The organism is Sphingosinicella xenopeptidilytica, from assembly GCF_042676985.1.
In the GTDB taxonomy this organism is placed as follows: Bacteria; Pseudomonadota; Alphaproteobacteria; order Sphingomonadales; family Sphingomonadaceae; genus Sphingosinicella; species Sphingosinicella xenopeptidilytica.
On record NZ_JBHTIK010000011.1, the window covers coordinates 102,792 to 118,106 of the forward strand.

12 protein-coding genes, 1 tRNA gene and 1 pseudogene are annotated in these 15,315 nt (G+C 64.4%); 9 read left to right on the forward strand and 5 right to left on the reverse strand.

The window, feature by feature from the left end:
- Positions 1 to 1,773 carry a PHA/PHB synthase family protein gene (locus ACFQ00_RS14950; protein ID WP_381492486.1) on the reverse strand — a complete coding sequence of 591 codons (1,773 nt, stop codon included), beginning with the start codon at positions 1,771 to 1,773 and terminating at the stop codon, positions 1 to 3.
- 131 nt (positions 1,774 to 1,904) lie between these two features.
- On the opposite strand from ACFQ00_RS14950, the gene ACFQ00_RS14955 reads away from it, so the two are divergent.
- The 8 genes from ACFQ00_RS14955 to ACFQ00_RS14990 all read left to right on the forward strand — a co-directional run bounded on the left by ACFQ00_RS14955 (position 1,905) and on the right by ACFQ00_RS14990 (position 11,109).
- Positions 1,905 to 3,119 carry an LL-diaminopimelate aminotransferase gene (locus ACFQ00_RS14955; RefSeq protein ID WP_381492488.1) on the forward strand — a complete coding sequence of 405 codons (1,215 nt, stop codon included), beginning with the start codon at positions 1,905 to 1,907 and terminating at the stop codon, positions 3,117 to 3,119.
- 37 nt (positions 3,120 to 3,156) lie between these two features.
- On the forward strand, positions 3,157 to 4,449 hold the full coding sequence (locus tag ACFQ00_RS14960) for a homoserine dehydrogenase (protein WP_381492491.1): 1,293 nt from the start codon (positions 3,157 to 3,159) through the stop codon (positions 4,447 to 4,449).
- 55 nt (positions 4,450 to 4,504) lie between these two features.
- The gene (gene glpX, locus ACFQ00_RS14965; protein WP_381492494.1) at positions 4,505 to 5,482 is read left to right on the forward strand and encodes a class II fructose-bisphosphatase; all 978 of its coding nucleotides are present in this window, start codon (positions 4,505 to 4,507) and stop codon (positions 5,480 to 5,482) included.
- Positions 5,454 to 7,244: a single-stranded-DNA-specific exonuclease RecJ gene (gene recJ, locus ACFQ00_RS14970; protein ID WP_381492497.1), complete on the forward strand. Its 1,791-nt coding sequence runs from the start codon at positions 5,454 to 5,456 to the stop codon at positions 7,242 to 7,244. The genes glpX and recJ overlap by 29 nt, the downstream gene beginning before the upstream one ends.
- A gap of 103 nt (positions 7,245 to 7,347) precedes the next feature.
- On the forward strand, positions 7,348 to 7,911 hold the full coding sequence (ahpC, locus tag ACFQ00_RS14975; protein ID WP_374598827.1) for an alkyl hydroperoxide reductase subunit C: 564 nt from the start codon (positions 7,348 to 7,350) through the stop codon (positions 7,909 to 7,911).
- Positions 7,912 to 7,998: 87 nt separating this feature from the next.
- Entirely contained in the window at positions 7,999 to 9,579 is a 1,581-nt protein-coding gene (gene ahpF / locus ACFQ00_RS14980) for an alkyl hydroperoxide reductase subunit F (RefSeq protein ID WP_381492502.1), read from the forward strand.
- 61 nt (positions 9,580 to 9,640) lie between these two features.
- Positions 9,641 to 9,716, forward strand: a tRNA-Glu gene (locus ACFQ00_RS14985).
- 163 nt (positions 9,717 to 9,879) lie between these two features.
- Positions 9,880 to 11,109, forward strand: a complete 1,230-nt coding sequence (locus ACFQ00_RS14990) for a tyrosine-type recombinase/integrase (protein WP_374597806.1) — start codon at positions 9,880 to 9,882, stop codon at positions 11,107 to 11,109.
- Positions 11,110 to 11,120: 11 nt separating this feature from the next.
- On the opposite strand, the pseudogene ACFQ00_RS14995 reads toward ACFQ00_RS14990, so the two are convergent.
- The 3 genes and pseudogenes from ACFQ00_RS14995 to ACFQ00_RS15005 all read right to left on the reverse strand — a co-directional run.
- Positions 11,121 to 11,252 (reverse strand): annotated as a pseudogene (locus ACFQ00_RS14995) (AlpA family phage regulatory protein); the annotation flags it as partial.
- 300 nt (positions 11,253 to 11,552) lie between these two features.
- Positions 11,553 to 12,767, reverse strand: a complete 1,215-nt coding sequence (locus ACFQ00_RS15000) for an NnrS family protein (RefSeq protein WP_374597808.1) — start codon at positions 12,765 to 12,767, stop codon at positions 11,553 to 11,555.
- Complete coding sequence (locus ACFQ00_RS15005) at positions 12,764 to 13,282, reverse strand: hypothetical protein (protein ID WP_381492507.1); 519 nt, start codon at positions 13,280 to 13,282, stop codon at positions 12,764 to 12,766. Before ACFQ00_RS15005 ends, ACFQ00_RS15000 begins: the two co-directional genes overlap by 4 nt.
- 113 nt (positions 13,283 to 13,395) lie before the next feature.
- On the opposite strand from ACFQ00_RS15005, the gene ACFQ00_RS15010 reads away from it, so the two are divergent.
- Entirely contained in the window at positions 13,396 to 14,595 is a 1,200-nt protein-coding gene (locus ACFQ00_RS15010) for an alginate export family protein (protein WP_381492510.1), read from the forward strand.
- Here the strand turns inward: ACFQ00_RS15010 and ACFQ00_RS15015 are convergent.
- On the reverse strand, positions 14,592 to 15,284 hold the full coding sequence (locus tag ACFQ00_RS15015; RefSeq protein ID WP_374597814.1) for a helix-turn-helix domain-containing protein: 693 nt from the start codon (positions 15,282 to 15,284) through the stop codon (positions 14,592 to 14,594). The genes ACFQ00_RS15010 and ACFQ00_RS15015 overlap by 4 nt on opposite strands.
- Positions 15,285 to 15,315 lie beyond the last annotated feature (31 nt).

A 15,315-nucleotide genomic window follows, 5' to 3' on the forward strand; every position in this document is an offset into this window, starting at 1 on the left:
CTACCCAACCCGCTCCCGCACATAGCGCCCCGGCGCGTCCTCGATCACCTTGAGCGTGCCGCCTTTGGCGCCCTTGCCGGGGGTGCGGGCGGGGACTTCCTTGCCGGATTGGGCGGTGAGCCATGCGATCCAGTCGGGCCACCAGCTTCCGGGGTGTTCGGTGGCGGTGGCTGCGAAGTCTTCGAAGCGGGCGGGGAGGGTGTCGTTTGTCCAGTGCTGGTACTTCTTCGCGTCGGGCGGATTGACGACGCCCGCGATGTGGCCGCTGCCCGCGAGCACGAACCGAACCGGTCCGGCGAAGTGCTGAGTGAGTTTGTAGGAGGATCGGGCAGGGGCGATGTGGTCTTCCTTGCCGCCCTGGATATAGACCGGCGTGTCTACCTTGGTGAGATCGATGGGCGTGCCGTCGATGACGATGGCGCCGGGCTGGATCATCCTGTTGTCGCGGTAAAGGCCTTCGAGATACTCGGCGTGCCATTTGGCGGGAACGTTCGTTGCGTCCGAGTTCCAGTAGAGCAGGTCGAAGGGGAAATAATCCTTCCCGAGCAGATAGTTGTTGACGACGTAGTTCCAGATGAGGTCGTTCGCACGGAGCATGTTGAAGGTCGTCGCCATGTAGCGGCCGTCGAGATAGCCCTTGCCTTCCGAGAGTTCCTTCACGGCTTTCAGGTGATCCTCATCGACAAAGACGCCGAGGTCGCCGCATTCGGAGAAATCGACCTGCGCAGTGAAGAATGTCGCCGTCTTCACCTTCTCCGCCTCGCCGCGCGCGGCCATGAAGGCCAAGGTCATCGCAAGGGTGGTGCCCGCGACGCAGTAGCCGATGACGTGCGTGGACTTGATGCCGAGGCCTTTCAGCACCGCATCGATCGCGGTGATGAAACCCTCCTCGATGTAGGTCGCGGTGGTCGCGTCGGCGATGCTGGCGTCGGCGTTCTTCCATGACACGACGAACACGGTGAGGCCCTGCGCGACCGCCCAGCGGATGAAGCTTTTTTCGGGCGTCAGATCGAGGATGTAGAACTTGTTGATCCACGGCGGGAAGATGAGGAGCGGGGTTTCGTAAACGTTCGCGGTGCTCGGCGAATACTGGATGAGCTGGAACATCCGGTTTTCGAACACGACCTTGCCGGGGGTGACGGCGACGTTGCGGCCGACCTCGAACGCTTTCTCGTCGGTCATCGTCATGCGGCCGCGCTGAAGATCGTCCAGCAGGTGCTGCGTGCCTTTCAGGAGGTTCTCGCCCTTGCTCTCCACCGTGGCCTTCAGCACTTCGGGATTGGTGAGCAGGTAGTTCGAGGGCGACAGCGCATCGATGAACTGGCGCGTGTAGAACATCGCCTTGTTCCGTTCCTTGTCCTCAAGCCCATCGAGCCCGCCGACGAGCTGCAGGATATACTGGCTGGCGAGAAGGTAGGAGGACTTCAGGAAGTCGAACGCGGGCATTTCGGACCACGCCTGCCCCTTGAAGCGCTTGTCGGCGGGGAGCTGCGGCGGCTGCACCTCGCCGGGGGTGGCGAAGGCCTGCCAAAGCGTCATCGCATCGCGCCAGTAATCCGCCTGAAGCTGGACGAGGCGGGCCGGATCGGTCATCGCGGCGGTTGCCATCTTGCTCCACGTCTCGACAAGGCCGAGCGGATCGGGACCGAGAACGATGCCGTCCGTGGCCTCTTTCGCCATGAATTCCATCATCATCTGCTGCATCTTGCCCGCAAGCCAGGTCCAGCGCTGGGCGTGCTCGGCAAGACCTTCGATGTCGGCGGCGGCAACCATGACGATCTCCCCGGGAGCAGCAACTGGCGCCGACGATAAACAAGCGCTCGCCAAGCGCCAAGGGCGGTCGCTATAACGGCGGCCGCCGCGATCCAGCGGCCCATACACGGGAAAGACCCGAAGAGGAGACAATGTCAGACTTCTACCGCATCAAGCGCCTGCCGCCCTACGTGATCGCCGAAGTGAATGCGATGCGGGCAGCAGCACGTGCGGCAGGCGAGGACATCATCGACCTCGGCATGGGCAACCCCGATCTGCCGCCGCCCGAACATGTGATCGAAAAGCTGTGCGAAGTGGCGCGGAAGCCCGATGCGCACGGCTACTCGGCCTCGAAGGGCATTCCGGGACTCCGGAAGGCGCAGGCGGGCTACTATGCGCGGCGTTTCGGCGTCGAGCTCGATCCCGAAAGCGAGGTCGTGGTGACGCTCGGCTCCAAGGAGGGGCTGGCCAACCTCGCGCAGGCGATCACGGCGCCGGGCGACGTGGTGCTGGCGCCGAACCCGAGCTACCCGATCCATACGTTCGGCTTCATCATCGCGGGCGCGACGATCCGCAGCGTGCCGACAACGCCCGACGAGCGCTATTTCGCGGCGCTGGAACGCGCGGTGAAGTTCACTGTGCCGAAGCCTTCGGTGCTGGTGATGGGCTATCCTTCGAACCCGACGGCGGAGGTCGTTGACCTTGCTTTCTACGAGCGCGTCGTCGCGTTCGCGAAGGAGCATGGGCTGTGGATCCTCTCGGACCTCGCCTATTCGGAGCTTTACTACGACGGCGTGCCGACGCCCTCCATCCTGCAGGTGCCGGGCGCGAAGGACGTGGCGGTGGAGTTCACCTCCATGTCCAAGACCTATTCGATGGCCGGATGGCGCATGGGCTTCGCGGTCGGCAACAAGACGCTGATCGCGGCGCTGACGCGCGTGAAATCGTACCTCGATTACGGCGCGTTCACGCCGATTCAGGCGGCGGCCGTGGCGGCCATCAATGGCCCGCAGGATATCGTCGAGAAGAACCGCGAGCTCTACAAGCGCCGCCGCGATGTGCTCGTGGAGAGCTTTGGTCGTGCGGGATGGGACATTCCGGTGCCGCGCGCCTCGATGTTCTGCTGGGCGCCCTTGCCGCCCGCGCTCGCGCACCTCGGCAGCCTCGAGTTTTCGAAGCAACTCCTCACGCACGCAGGTGTCGCCGTGGCGCCGGGTGTCGGCTATGGCGAGGAAGGCGAGGGCTTCGTGCGCATCGCGATGGTGGAAAACGAGCAGCGCATTCGTCAAGCGGCGCGCAACGTGAAACGCTATCTTCAATCGATGGGTGTAAACACGCCGGGCCAGCAGAAGGCCATCGGCGAGTAAGCGCCTGTCGGAATGTCTTGAGAATCGGGGTTAAGCAGTGAACTCTCCCTTGCGCATTGCGCTTGCCGGGCTCGGTACGGTCGGCGCCGGCGTCGTGAAACTTCTGGACGAAAACCGCGACCTCATCGCGCGCCGCTCCGGGCGGCCGATCGAGATTGTCGCGGTTTCGGCGCGGGACCGGTCGCGCGACCGGGGCGTCGATCTTGGCCGGTTCGAGTGGGTGGACGATACCTCGTCGCTTGCCGAGCGGGACGATGTCGATGTCGTCGTCGAGCTGATCGGCGGGTCGGACGGGCCTGCCGTGGCGCTGGTGCGCGAGGCGATCAGCCGGGGCAAGGGCGTCGTCACCGCCAACAAGGCGATGATCGCGCACCACGGCCTCGAACTCGCCGCTGCCGCCGAGAAGGCGGGAACGCCGCTGAAATACGAGGCGGCGGTGGCGGGCGGTATCCCGATCATCAAGGCGATCCGCGAAGGCGCGGCGGCGAACCGCATCGACCGCGTCTACGGCATCCTGAACGGCACGTGTAACTACATCCTCACCGAGATGGAGGAGAAGGGCGCGGCGTTTGCCGACGTGCTCGGCGAGGCGCAGCGGCTGGGCTATGCCGAGGCCGATCCCACCTTCGACATCGACGGCATCGACGCCGCGCACAAGCTTGCCATTCTTGCGAGCCTCGCGTTCGGCAGCGAAATCGACTTCGCGAGCGTTCGCACCACTGGCATCCGCGCTGTCGCGGCCACCGACATCGCGCACGCTGCCGAACTCGGCTTCCGCGTGCGCCTCGTCGGGGTCGCCGAGGTGGTGGGAGACCGCATTCACCAGCGCGTGCATCCGTGTCTCGTGCCGCTCGCCAATCCGCTCGCCAAGGTCACGGGCTCGCTGAACGCCGTGGTCGCGGAAGGCAATTTCGTCGGTCGGCTGTTCTTCGAAGGCCGCGGCGCAGGCGAGGGGCCGACGGCAAGCGCCGTCGTCGCCGACCTTATCGACATCGCGCGCGGCGAGGCGGGGCCTGCCTTTGCCATGCCTTCGCATCACCTCGAGCCGATCGGTGCGGGCGAGGCGGGGGACTGGCGCGGGCGCTATTACCTGCGCCTTTCGGTGGCGGACGAAACGGGCGTGCTTGCCGAACTCGCGGCGATGCTGCGCGACGCGGGCGTTTCGATCGACAGCCTGATCCAGCGCGGTCAGGCCGATGCGGGCGGCGTCTTTATCGCCATCGTCTCGCACGAAACCGATGAAAGTGCGGTCCGCAACGCCATCAAGGCGATGCGTGCAAGCAGCAGCGTGCTCGGCGAGCCGATGCTGATGCATATTCTGGACTTTTGAGGCGAGGGGGCTACCAGCCTTTCCGCATGTTCGAATCAAGGGGAGTTCAAGGCCGATGGTGAAACGCAGCGACGTGCTGGAGCGCGTGCTCGTTCTGGAAATGGTGCGCGTGACGGAATACGCCGCGATGGCGGCCTCGCACCTCGTGGGACGCGGCGACGAGAAGGCGGCGGATGCTGCCGCGGTCGATGCGATGCGCGATGCGCTGAATGAACTCGCCTTCGACGGCACCATCGTAATCGGCGAGGGCGAGCGCGACGAGGCGCCGATGCTCTACATCGGCGAGAAGGTGGGCGCGGCGATCGGCACGGGCCCCAAGATCGACATCGCGCTCGATCCGCTGGAAGGCACGACGATCACCGCCAAGGCCGGACCGAACGCGCTCGCAGTGCTCGCCATCGCGGAAGAGGGCTGCCTGCTGAACGCACCCGACGTCTACATGGAAAAGCTCGCCATCGGGCCGGGCTACGCGAAGGACCTCGTGAGCCTCGACAAGAGCGTGACCGAGAATGTCGAGGCGCTTGCCAAGGCGAAAGGCGTGAAGCCTGCCGAGATCATCGCCTGCGTGCTCGATCGCCCGCGCCACGAGAAGCTGATCGCCGAACTGCGCGCGATCGGCTGCGGCGTCGTGCTGATCCCGGACGGCGACGTGGCGGGCGTGATCGCGGTGACGAACCCCGAGACGACGGTCGACATCTACCTCGGCCAGGGCGGCGCGCCGGAAGGCGTGCTCGCGGCTGCGGCGCTGCGCTGCGTCGGCGGCCAGATCCAGGGCCGGCTCGTGTTCCGCAACGACGACGAGCGCCTGCGCGCGGCGAAGTGGGGCATCACCGACCTCGACCGCATCTACGACACCGAGGACATGGCCAAGGGCGACGTGATCTTCGCGGCGACGGGCGTGACCGACGGCTCGCTGCTCGACGGCGTGAAGCGCTTCAAAGGCGGGCTGGTGACGACAGAATCGGTCGTGATGCGCGCGTCTTCGGGCACGGTCAGGTGGGTGCGTGGCGAGCATCGCCGTTCCGAATCCTGACGCCTTCGTCTTCGGCGTCAGCCGCTCGGTCTCCGGGCGGCAATGGCGCTGGCGGGGCGGCCCGCCGGGTGATGCCGCTGACGCGCTGAGGCTCGGCATCAGCGACGTGACCGCGCGGCTGTTCACGGCGCGCGGCGTGCGGGTGGAGAACATCGCCGCCCTCGCGCAGCCGACGATCCGCGATCTGCTGCCCGACCCTTCGATCTTCCGCGACATGGACACGGCGGCCGCGCGCATCGCCGACGCGGTGACACGCGGCGAGGCCGTGGTGATCTTCGGCGACTACGACGTCGACGGCGCGACGAGCGCGGCGGTGCTGATCCGTTTCATCCGCGCCGTGGGCGGCACGGTTTCACACTATATTCCCGATCGGCTTCTGGAAGGCTACGGCCCCTCTGCCGAGGCGTTGGTGGCGCTGAAGCAGGCTGGCGCGGACCTCGTCGTCTGCGTCGATTGCGGCACGCAGGGTTTCGAGGCGCTGGAGGCCGCGAAGGGCGCGGGGCTCGACGTGATCGTGGTCGATCACCACAAGGCCTCGACGCTGCTGCCGCCCGCCGTCGCCATCGTGAATCCCAACCGTATCGACGAGGATGAGGGTGCCGCGTTCGGGCACCTTGCGGCGGTCGGCATGGCGTTTCTCGTGGCTGTGGCGGTGAACCGGGAATTGCGCGTGCGCGGCTGGTTCTCGGGTCGGCCGGAGCCGAAGCTCACTGAACTGCTCGATCTCGTCGCGCTCGGCACCGTGGCGGACGTGGTGCCGCTCACGGGCCTCAATCGCGCCTATGTTTCGCAGGGCCTCAAGGTGATGGCGACGCGGCGCAACGCGGGCCTTGCCGCGCTTGCCGCCGCCGCGCGGCTGGAGCGCGCGCCGCGTGCATCCGACCTTGGATTCGCGCTCGGGCCGCGCATCAACGCGGGCGGGCGCGTCGGGCAGGCAGACCTCGGCGTGCGGCTGCTGACCGGGGAGGGGGATGAACTCTCCGCGCTTGCGGACGAACTCAACCGGCTGAACGACGAGCGCCGCGCGATCGAGACGCTGGTGACCGAAGCCGCCATCGCCGCGTGCGAGCGCGCGGGCAATGCGCCGATTGCGGTGATCGCGGGGGACGGCTGGCATCCCGGTGTGATCGGCATCGCCGCAAGCCGCCTCAAGGATCGCTTCGGTGTGCCCGCGCTCGTGATTGGCGTTGATGAGGCGGGCACGGGCAAGGGTTCGGGGCGTTCCATCCCCGGCGTCGATCTCGGCGCGGCGGTGCTCGCGGCGCGCGACGCGGGGCTGATCAGCGCGGGCGGTGGCCATGCGATGGCGGCGGGCGTTACCGTGGCGCGCGAGCGTGTCGACGACCTCGCGCGTTTCCTCTGCGAGCGGCTGGAGGGGGACGTGGCGCGCGCCCGCGCCGTCGATGCGCTCTCTTTCGATCTCGCGCTCGCGCCTGCGGGTGTTACGCCCGCACTTGCCGAAGCGCTGGAGGCTGCCGGGCCTTACGGGGCGGGATGGCCCGGGCCGCGCGTGGCAGCGGGGCCGGTTTCGGTGGTGAAGGCCGATATCGTCGGCACCGGCCATGTGCGTGTGATTCTGGCGGGCGCGGACGGCGCGCGCGTGAAGGCCGTTGCGTTCCGCAGTGTCGATACGCCGCTCGGCGCGGCGCTCATGCAGGCGGGCGGGCGGCGGCTCTGGGTGTCGGGGCGTGTCAGTCAGGATGATTGGGGATCGACCCCGCGCGCCGAACTCCACCTCGATGACGCGGCTTGGGCGGATTGATCGATAAAATCAATCTGTCTGTCTCAAAAAAGTAATTTTGCCTTCGCTCCGTGCGTTGCTAAAGGGTCGCCATCCCCCAGTAACCCACAGCAACGGAGTGCACATGTCCCTCGTTAATACCCCGATCAAGCCGTTCAAAGCGCAGGCCTTCAAGCAGGGCAAGTTCGTCGAGGTGACGGACGCGGACGTGAAGGGCAAATGGTCGATCTTCTTCTTCTACCCGGCGGACTTCACCTTCGTGTGCCCGACCGAGCTTGAAGACCTCGCCGACATCTACCCGACGCTCCAGAGCATCGGCGTCGAGGTGTACTCGGTCTCCACCGACACGCACTTCTGCCACAAGGCATGGCACGACACGTCGCCAGCGATCGGCAAGATCAACTACTACATGCTGGGCGACCAGAACCACGACATCTCGAACAACTTCGAGATCCTGCGCGCCGGCGTCGGCCTCGCCGATCGCGGCACGTTCGTCGTCGATCCCGAGGGCACCATTCAGCTCGTCGAGATCACGCCCGAAGGCGTGGGCCGCAACGCCGCCGAGCTTTTGCGCAAGATCAAGGCGCTTCAGTACTGGGTGAGCCACCCGGGTGAAGTGTGCCCGGCGAAGTGGGAAGAGGGCGAGAAGACGCTCGCCCCGTCGCTCGACCTCGTCGGCAAGATCTAAGCACCCCTGGGTCGCAGGGGTCTCCCGGGGGCGGTTCGCGCCGTCCCCCGGGAGCTCGCGGCCACATTGAATTTTTTGGAGTGAACCATGCTGGACGCCAATCTGAAGCAGCAGCTCGCCGCCTATCTGCAGAACATCACGCAGCCGATCGAGCTCGTGGCGTCGCTGGATGATGGCGCGAAATCCGTGGAGATGAACACGCTCCTCGAAGAGATCGCAGCGCTTTCGGACAAGGTGAGCGTGGTCCGCAAGGATGACGACAAGCGCAAGCCGAGCTTCATGATCCGCCGCGCAGGGACCGACATCGGCGTGCGCTTCGCGGGCCTTCCCATGGGGCATGAGTTCACTTCGCTGGTGCTTGCTCTGCTGCAGGTCGGCGGGCACCCGTCCAAAGCCGCGCAGGACGTGATCGAACAGGTGAAGGCGCTGGACGGCGACTTCGAATTCGAAACCTATTTCTCGCTATCGTGCCAGAACTGCCCGGACGTGGTGCAGGCGCTGAATCTGATGGCGGTGCTCAATCCGCGTATCAAGCACACGGCGATCGATGGCGCGCTCTTCAAGGGCGAGGTCGACGAACGCAAGGTGATGGCGGTGCCGACCGTGTTCCTGAACGGCGAGCCGTTCGCCTCGGGTCGCATGGAGCTGGAGCAGATCGTCGCGAAGATCGACACCGGTGCTGCGGCGCGCGCTGCGGAGAAGATCAAGGGCAAGGCGCCGTTCGATGTGCTTGTCGTCGGTGGCGGGCCGGGTGGTGCGGCGGCGGCGATTTATGCCGCGCGCAAGGGCATCCGCGTGGGCGTGGCGGCCGAGCGTTTCGGTGGGCAGGTGCTCGATACGATGGGCATCGAGAACTTCATCTCCGTGCAGCACACCGAGGGCCCGAAGCTCGCCGCGCAGCTCGAGCAGCACGTCAAAGAGTATGACGTCGACATCATGAACCTGCAGAAGGCCGAAAAGCTGATCCCGGCGCGCGTGCCGGGCGGGCTGCACGAGGTTCGGCTGGAAAACGGCGCATCGCTGAAGGCACGGACTGTGGTGCTCGCCACCGGCGCGCGCTGGCGGCAGATGAACGTGCCGGGCGAGAACGACTATCGCAACAAGGGCGTGGCGTATTGCCCGCACTGCGACGGGCCGCTGTTCAAGGGCAAGCGCGTTGCGGTGATCGGCGGCGGCAACTCGGGCGTTGAAGCCGCGATCGACCTCGCGGGGATCGTCGCGCACGTCACGCTGATCGAGTTCGACAGCCAGCTCCGCGCCGACGCGGTGCTGCAGCGCAAGCTCGCCAGCCTGCCGAACGTGAAGATCATCACCTCCGCGCTCACCACCGAAGTGCTGGGCGACGGCGAAAAGGTGACGGCGCTCACCTACAAGGATCGCAACAGCGACGATCTGCACCAGATCGAGCTGGAAGGCATCTTCGTGCAGATCGGCCTCGTGCCGAATACGGAGTGGCTGAAGGACGCGGTTGCGCTCTCTCCGCGCGGCGAAATCGAGGTCGATCACCGCGGCGAGACGAGCCAGCCGGGCATCCTTGCGGCGGGCGATTGCACCACCGTGCCCTACAAGCAGATCGTGATTGCGATGGGCGAAGGATCGAAGGCGGCGCTCTCCGCATTCGACTATCTGATCCGCACGGTGCCCGCCGAGGAAACTCAGGCGGCCTGAGCCTTCACATGCGGCTTGACCGGCCGGGGCGACCCCATTAGTGGGAGCGCCTCAGCCGCGCGGCCCCATCGTCTAGCGGTCTAGGACGTCGCCCTTTCACGGCGAAAACACGGGTTCGAGTCCCGTTGGGGTCACCACGAAGCCTTCCCAAGGCATCCCAAGGCGCACCATAAGTGGCTGTTTTCCGCCATTTATTCTGCTATAATGCCCCCAAGTCATCCCGCTCTAGACCGCCACATGCCATCAATCTGATGGTATTTTTGATGGTACATCGCGCGGGTCGGGAAGGGAGATACCATCATGGGTCTGAGCACCGTTGCCATCAAAGCCGCGAAGGGGCGGGACAAGCCGTTCAAGCTGACGGATGGCGATGGCCTCTATCTGCTGGTCCTGCCCTCGGGCGGGCGGTACTGGCGCATGAACTACCGGTATCTTGGCAAGCAGAAGACGCTCGCGCTCGGCGTCTGGCCCGGAACCGGGCTTGCCGAAGCACGTGAGCGCCGGGACGCCGCGCGCAAGGTGCTGGCTGACGGGAACGACCCCGGAGAACACATCAAGCTCGAACGCATCGCCGCGAGCGTGGCCGCCGCGAACAGCTTCAAGGCCGTTGCCGATGAGTGGCTGATCAAGGTCGAGCGGGAAGGCCGCTCGGTGGTCACGATGAAGAAGTTGCGCTGGCTGCTCGACTTCGTGTGTCAATCGATTGGAAAGCGACCCATTGCATCGATCACAGCTCAAGAATTGCTGCTGATGCTTCGGAAAATGGAGGTCAAGGGCCACTATGAGACGGCGCGACGGCTGCGCAGCACCTGCTCGCAGGTTTTTCGATACGCCATTGCCACGGCGCGTGCCGACCGCGACATCGCGTCCGATCTGAAGGGAGCGCTTATTACGCCGAAGCCTGTTCACCGCGCGGCGATCACCAAGGCCGATGAGGTAGGAGGCTTGTTGCGGGCGATCGACGCGTTCGCGGGTCATGCGAACACGAAAGTGGCCCTACGCCTCTTGCCGCATGTTTTTGTCCGGCCCGGCGAACTCAGGTATGTGGAGTGGACCGAACTCGATCTGGACGCTGCTGTCTGGACCATTCCTGCGCAGAAGATGAAAATGCGCCGGCCCCACGCGATTCCGCTTTCGCGTCAGGCAATCGATATCATCCGCTCGATCCAGCACGATGCGCGCTACTGCCGGTTTCTCTTCCCGTCACTGCGATCCGCCAATCGGCCGATGTCGGAAAACACGATCAACGCGGCCTTGCGGCGTATGGGCTTCGCGCAGACCGAAATGACGGGTCACGGCTTTCGCGCGATGGCAGCGACTCTGCTCAATGAAATGGGGATATGGCATGCCGATGCCATCGAGCGGCAGCTCGCGCACTGTGACGGAAATGCCGTGAGGCGGGCTTATGCGCGGGGCGAGTATTGGGAGGAACGCGTGCGAATGATGCAGCATTGGTCCGACCATCTCGACACGCTGCGGAGGGCATCTCCCGCGCCAACCGGGGTCAGATATCTCCGGATAGCGGTATAAGGACGGGCATTCTACCCATTGGTTGAGGTCGGTTCGCGCCTTCCGATGCAGCGCAGGCCCAAAGTCACCTGCTTCGGAAACGTGCTTTCATCGATCTTGCGGTAAAGCGTCGTTCGGAAGAGCCCGCTCCGCCTAAGGGCTGCAGGAAGCCGAACTCAGCATCCCGCAATCTTTATGATCTGCTCCGCTGTATAATTCTTCCGTACTATTCGCCGCTCCTGCCAAGCACGAAATAGCCGAAACTCTTACTTTCAATCCGGACCAATTTGTTGGCGAAGGTCACGATTGCGCGCCTGCCCGAATGTTGCTGAGGTTTGATTGCTCCTGAGATGGGCCTTACAAGTTGGGGCTGGTCAGTTGGTAGATCGCAACGTACGAGCGACACCCCAAACCATTGGCAGCTTCGGCTGCGTCGTGGGCTGCCAAAAAAGTAGTACGAGTGATCATCCGGGTCGGCCATCCTTTCGGGGGCTGAGATAGATGGTGCCGCCCCGCAATACCCAGGGGAACACGCCTAGCGTTAGCAGCAGGGCGGCGATCAGGAGCAGAGAGGAATGCTCGAACGTGAGGGCCGCTCCGAGCCGTGCCAGCGCCGCCGCCTGCACTGCTCCAAAGGCAAGCCATGCCACCGCAGGCATGGTCAGCGGTCGTCCGCTATGCCCCTGGGTGACGCGCGTCACCATCGCCACGAGCAGACTTGCGCCCATGCCGAGCAGCAGGGCGTGAATGGCGGCGATAGGAGGGACAGGAGCCACGGTGGCCAGCGCGGCAAAGAGGAAGCTGGCGGGCGCCCAGGCAAAGCCCCACAGCAGCACCATCAGCAACCCCGGCACAGGCCTGCGCGGAGTCCAGCGCCACAGCATCATCAGCAATAGCAGCGTCATCGCCGCGGCTATCAGCCCGCGCAGCGGTGAACCACAATGGGTCGCCACGATGTCTGCCAGTAGCAGCGGCCAGAACAAACCAAGCAGCCAATAGGGGCGCCAACTGACGTAGCCGGCCACCACATTGCCGGCGAAAAAGGGGATCATGCGGTGGCAGACGGTGACGAAGATGGCGGCGGTTAACCCATGCGTGCCGAGCAGGATCGAAGCCGCTCGGCCGGGTGCCCACTCACCGGCGGTAAAGGCGAGCAACAGCGCGAGGCCGGCAAGCGCGAGCAGCCAGCCCGCCAAAGCCGAAAGGCCGTGCCAGTGTGGCTTGCGGGTGGCCTTGCAATGCGCCAGCAGCACGCTGGCGAGCAGCACGGCGCCGATGCCCCATCCAGCCAGCATCAGCGCCAGCGCGGCATTGAGCAATGCCAATTGGTCGCTCCACAGTGCCGCGGCGAGGAGCAGGCTGCCGAGCATCATCGGGATGGCAGCGGGTAGAAAGCGCCGGGATGGCAGGTCGTCCAACCCCATCCAGCGCGGAAAGACGGTTGCAAGAAAGCCGAGGATGAACGGCATGAACAGCGCATAGACAGTCACCGGTCCATGCAGTGTCGCGTGGAGCGCATCGCCCTGTGGGAGACCAAGCGGAAACCAGTGCGCGTCCGTCAGCCGCGCCAGCCACCACAGCGGCAGCATCAAGAGATTGAACACGCCGGTCAGGAACGGCAGGCGATGGGGTGCGGCGCCAAGCAGGCGGAAGGGGCTTCCCTTTGCGGCGTGGTTCATTGTGCCCAGCCATGCGATCCCGCGACGGCGCCCGCTATGGTCACGAAGCCGGCCAGCGACAGCACGACGTGCACGATCTGCAGCCGGCGGTGCCAACGCCCTTCGGGATCGCCTCCCCGTAGCAGAGGATGGATGACCAGCGGTTCGAGTACGAACAGGATCAGAACGAACACTAGCCAGACAAGCAGCATCGCCCACATCCACCAATAGGCCGGATCAGCAAAGCGCCACCACAGGTCCATTCGCCTGACGAGCCAGAAGCCGCTGGCCCCTGTGAGCAGCACCCAAAAACCCGCTTGCGGGGCAAACCGTCCCTCGATCCGGTGAAAGGCGCTGATGCGGCGCTCGGGCGGCTCGGCCCGGCGGATAGCAGGCAGCACCACCAACGTGACAAACCATACGCCGCCAAACCAGGCCACGACACCGATCACATGCACAGCGCGCGCTATAAGCAGGTCATCCATGGCACCGATCTCCAAGCGAATGAAACACTCACTAAAGTTGATATCGATCATTACTATTGATTTATATCAATTGAAGCCACAATGACCGGGCTCAAATGGCGTGCATGTCACACGCTTGCATCGGCCTGCCCATAGCTCTCTCCGCCTCTGCACTGTTTGCGCTGATGCCGGCAGCCAGCGCCCTTGCGCAGGTATCCGCGCCGCCAACCCCCGCCCCGGCCACGGAAATATCCGATGCGGTTACGCCCTATCTCAACGCGCGATACCGGCTTGAAACCGTGGATCAGGAGGGCATTGCCAAATCGGCGACGGCATCCACGCTGCGCCTGCGCGCTGGTGTGCGTACCGCTGCCTGGCATGGTTTCAGCGCAGTGGTCGAGGGCGAGGCGATCCTACGCGTCGGACCGAAAGATTATAATGACACGGTGAATGGACGGGCGGCCTTTCCGGTGGTCGCGGATCCATCCGACATATTGCTAAATCAGGCCTATGTCCGCTGGCAGCCCGCGCGCCAGTTGGAGGTGATCGGCGGCCGTCACGCCATCAATTTCGACAATCAGCGCTGGGTCGGCAGCGTCGACTGGCGGCAGAACGACCAGACGCTCGACGCCGTGCGCATCGGCATCGTGCCCGCCGCCGGCACGCGCATCGATTATGCATACAGCTGGCGCGTCAATCGGGTGTTTGGGAAGGATTCGCCGCAGGGCATCTGGCCGGATTCAGATATTCATCTGCTGCGCGGATCAGTCACGCTCGCGCCGTTCGGGACGCTGATCGCCTATGGCTATTGGCTGGATATACCGGCCGCTCCGGCACTTTCATCGCGCACGCTCGGCGGGCGCCTGACAGGCGAACAACCGCTGAGCGACGGGCTGCGCATTCACTATGCCGCCGAATATGCCCGGCAAAGCGACCTGAGTATCAATCCGCGCGATTTCGCACACGACTATCTGTTGTTGGAGCCCGGCATCGGCATCGGGCCCGTGACGATACGAGTTGGTTATGAGCGGCTGGAAGGCGATGGGATCACAGCCCTGCAAACGCCGCTTGCGACCCTGCACGCCTTCAACGGTTGGACCGATCGTTTCCTGACGACGCCGCCGAGCGGTCTTCGCGATCTTTATGCCGACGTGCAGTGGCGCATAGGTTCGCTGTTCACAAGCACTCCGGCAACGCTGCGATTTCAACTGCACGATTTCAATGCCACGCACGGCGGTGCCGATTATGGTCGCGAAGTGGGCGCGTGGCTAACCGTGCCTGTCACGCGACAGATCAGTGCCGCGTTCAAACTCTCGCACTATGAGGCGGACGCTTTTGCAACCGACACAACCAAATCCTGGTTCTCGGTCGAGGCCCGTTTCTAAAGATCATCAACCACCGGATCAGGCCGGGCGAGTGCGATCAGCTTCGTACGGTCGATGATCTGTACTGTGGGCCCGCTGATAAGCACGCCGTGCTCTGCCAGCGTTCCACAGGCGCGGGACAGATTCTCAGGTGTCATGCCCAGCAACGAAGCAATCACGCGCTTTTCGGCAGGTAGCTGGAATTGCACGGTATCTCCCTGCCGCTGGCTTTCCAGAAACAGGAAATTGGCCAGCCTTTCGAGAGTCTGCCTGAGCTTGATATCCGTCAGCGAGCGCACCAAATTGCGGTAGCGTAACGCAATTTCGGTCATCGCCGCGGCGGCAAGCGCACCGTCCTTGGCGATCGTTGTTCTCAGCAGCGGCGATGGGATCATCAGGATACGCGAAGCCGATAGCGTCCGCGCCGACATCAGATAACGCTGATCGGTGTACGCTGCGGCGAGAATGAAGCTTGAAACGGGGCGCACCAACTGCATCGTGACTTCGCGCGATCCGTTGGTCGTGAACAACTCTACCAGCCCGTCCAGGAGCACGTGCAGGAAATCGGCACGACCGCCGGTTTCGATGAGCGTAAGCGCTGGCGGAAAGACCTGCAGGAACGAAGCGTGAAAAATCTCCCCGCGCATCCTCTCGTCCATGGCAGCGAACAATGGCAGAGCCGCGATTTCAGGAATCTCTTCGGTGCGCATGACTATAGCACTAACAGTCGCGATGATGATT

Bases quoted from the DNA above. Each gene is read 5' to 3' on its own strand.
- ACFQ00_RS14950 (WP_381492486.1), bottom strand. From the start codon at position 1,773: ATGGTTGCCGCCGCCGACATCGAAGGTCTTGCCGAGCACGCCCAGCGC.
- ACFQ00_RS14955 (WP_381492488.1), top strand. From the start codon at position 1,905: ATGTCAGACTTCTACCGCATCAAGCGCCTGCCGCCCTACGTGATCGCC.
- glpX (WP_381492494.1), top strand. From the start codon at position 4,505: ATGGTGAAACGCAGCGACGTGCTGGAGCGCGTGCTCGTTCTGGAAATG.
- ahpC (WP_374598827.1), top strand. From the start codon at position 7,348: ATGTCCCTCGTTAATACCCCGATCAAGCCGTTCAAAGCGCAGGCCTTC.
- ahpF (WP_381492502.1), top strand. From the start codon at position 7,999: ATGCTGGACGCCAATCTGAAGCAGCAGCTCGCCGCCTATCTGCAGAAC.
- ACFQ00_RS14990 (WP_374597806.1), top strand. From the start codon at position 9,880: ATGGGTCTGAGCACCGTTGCCATCAAAGCCGCGAAGGGGCGGGACAAG.
- ACFQ00_RS15000 (WP_374597808.1), bottom strand. From the start codon at position 12,767: ATGAACCACGCCGCAAAGGGAAGCCCCTTCCGCCTGCTTGGCGCCGCA.
- ACFQ00_RS15005 (WP_381492507.1), bottom strand. From the start codon at position 13,282: ATGATCGATATCAACTTTAGTGAGTGTTTCATTCGCTTGGAGATCGGT.
- ACFQ00_RS15010 (WP_381492510.1), top strand. From the start codon at position 13,396: ATGCCGGCAGCCAGCGCCCTTGCGCAGGTATCCGCGCCGCCAACCCCC.
- ACFQ00_RS15015 (WP_374597814.1), bottom strand. From the start codon at position 15,284: ATGCGCACCGAAGAGATTCCTGAAATCGCGGCTCTGCCATTGTTCGCT.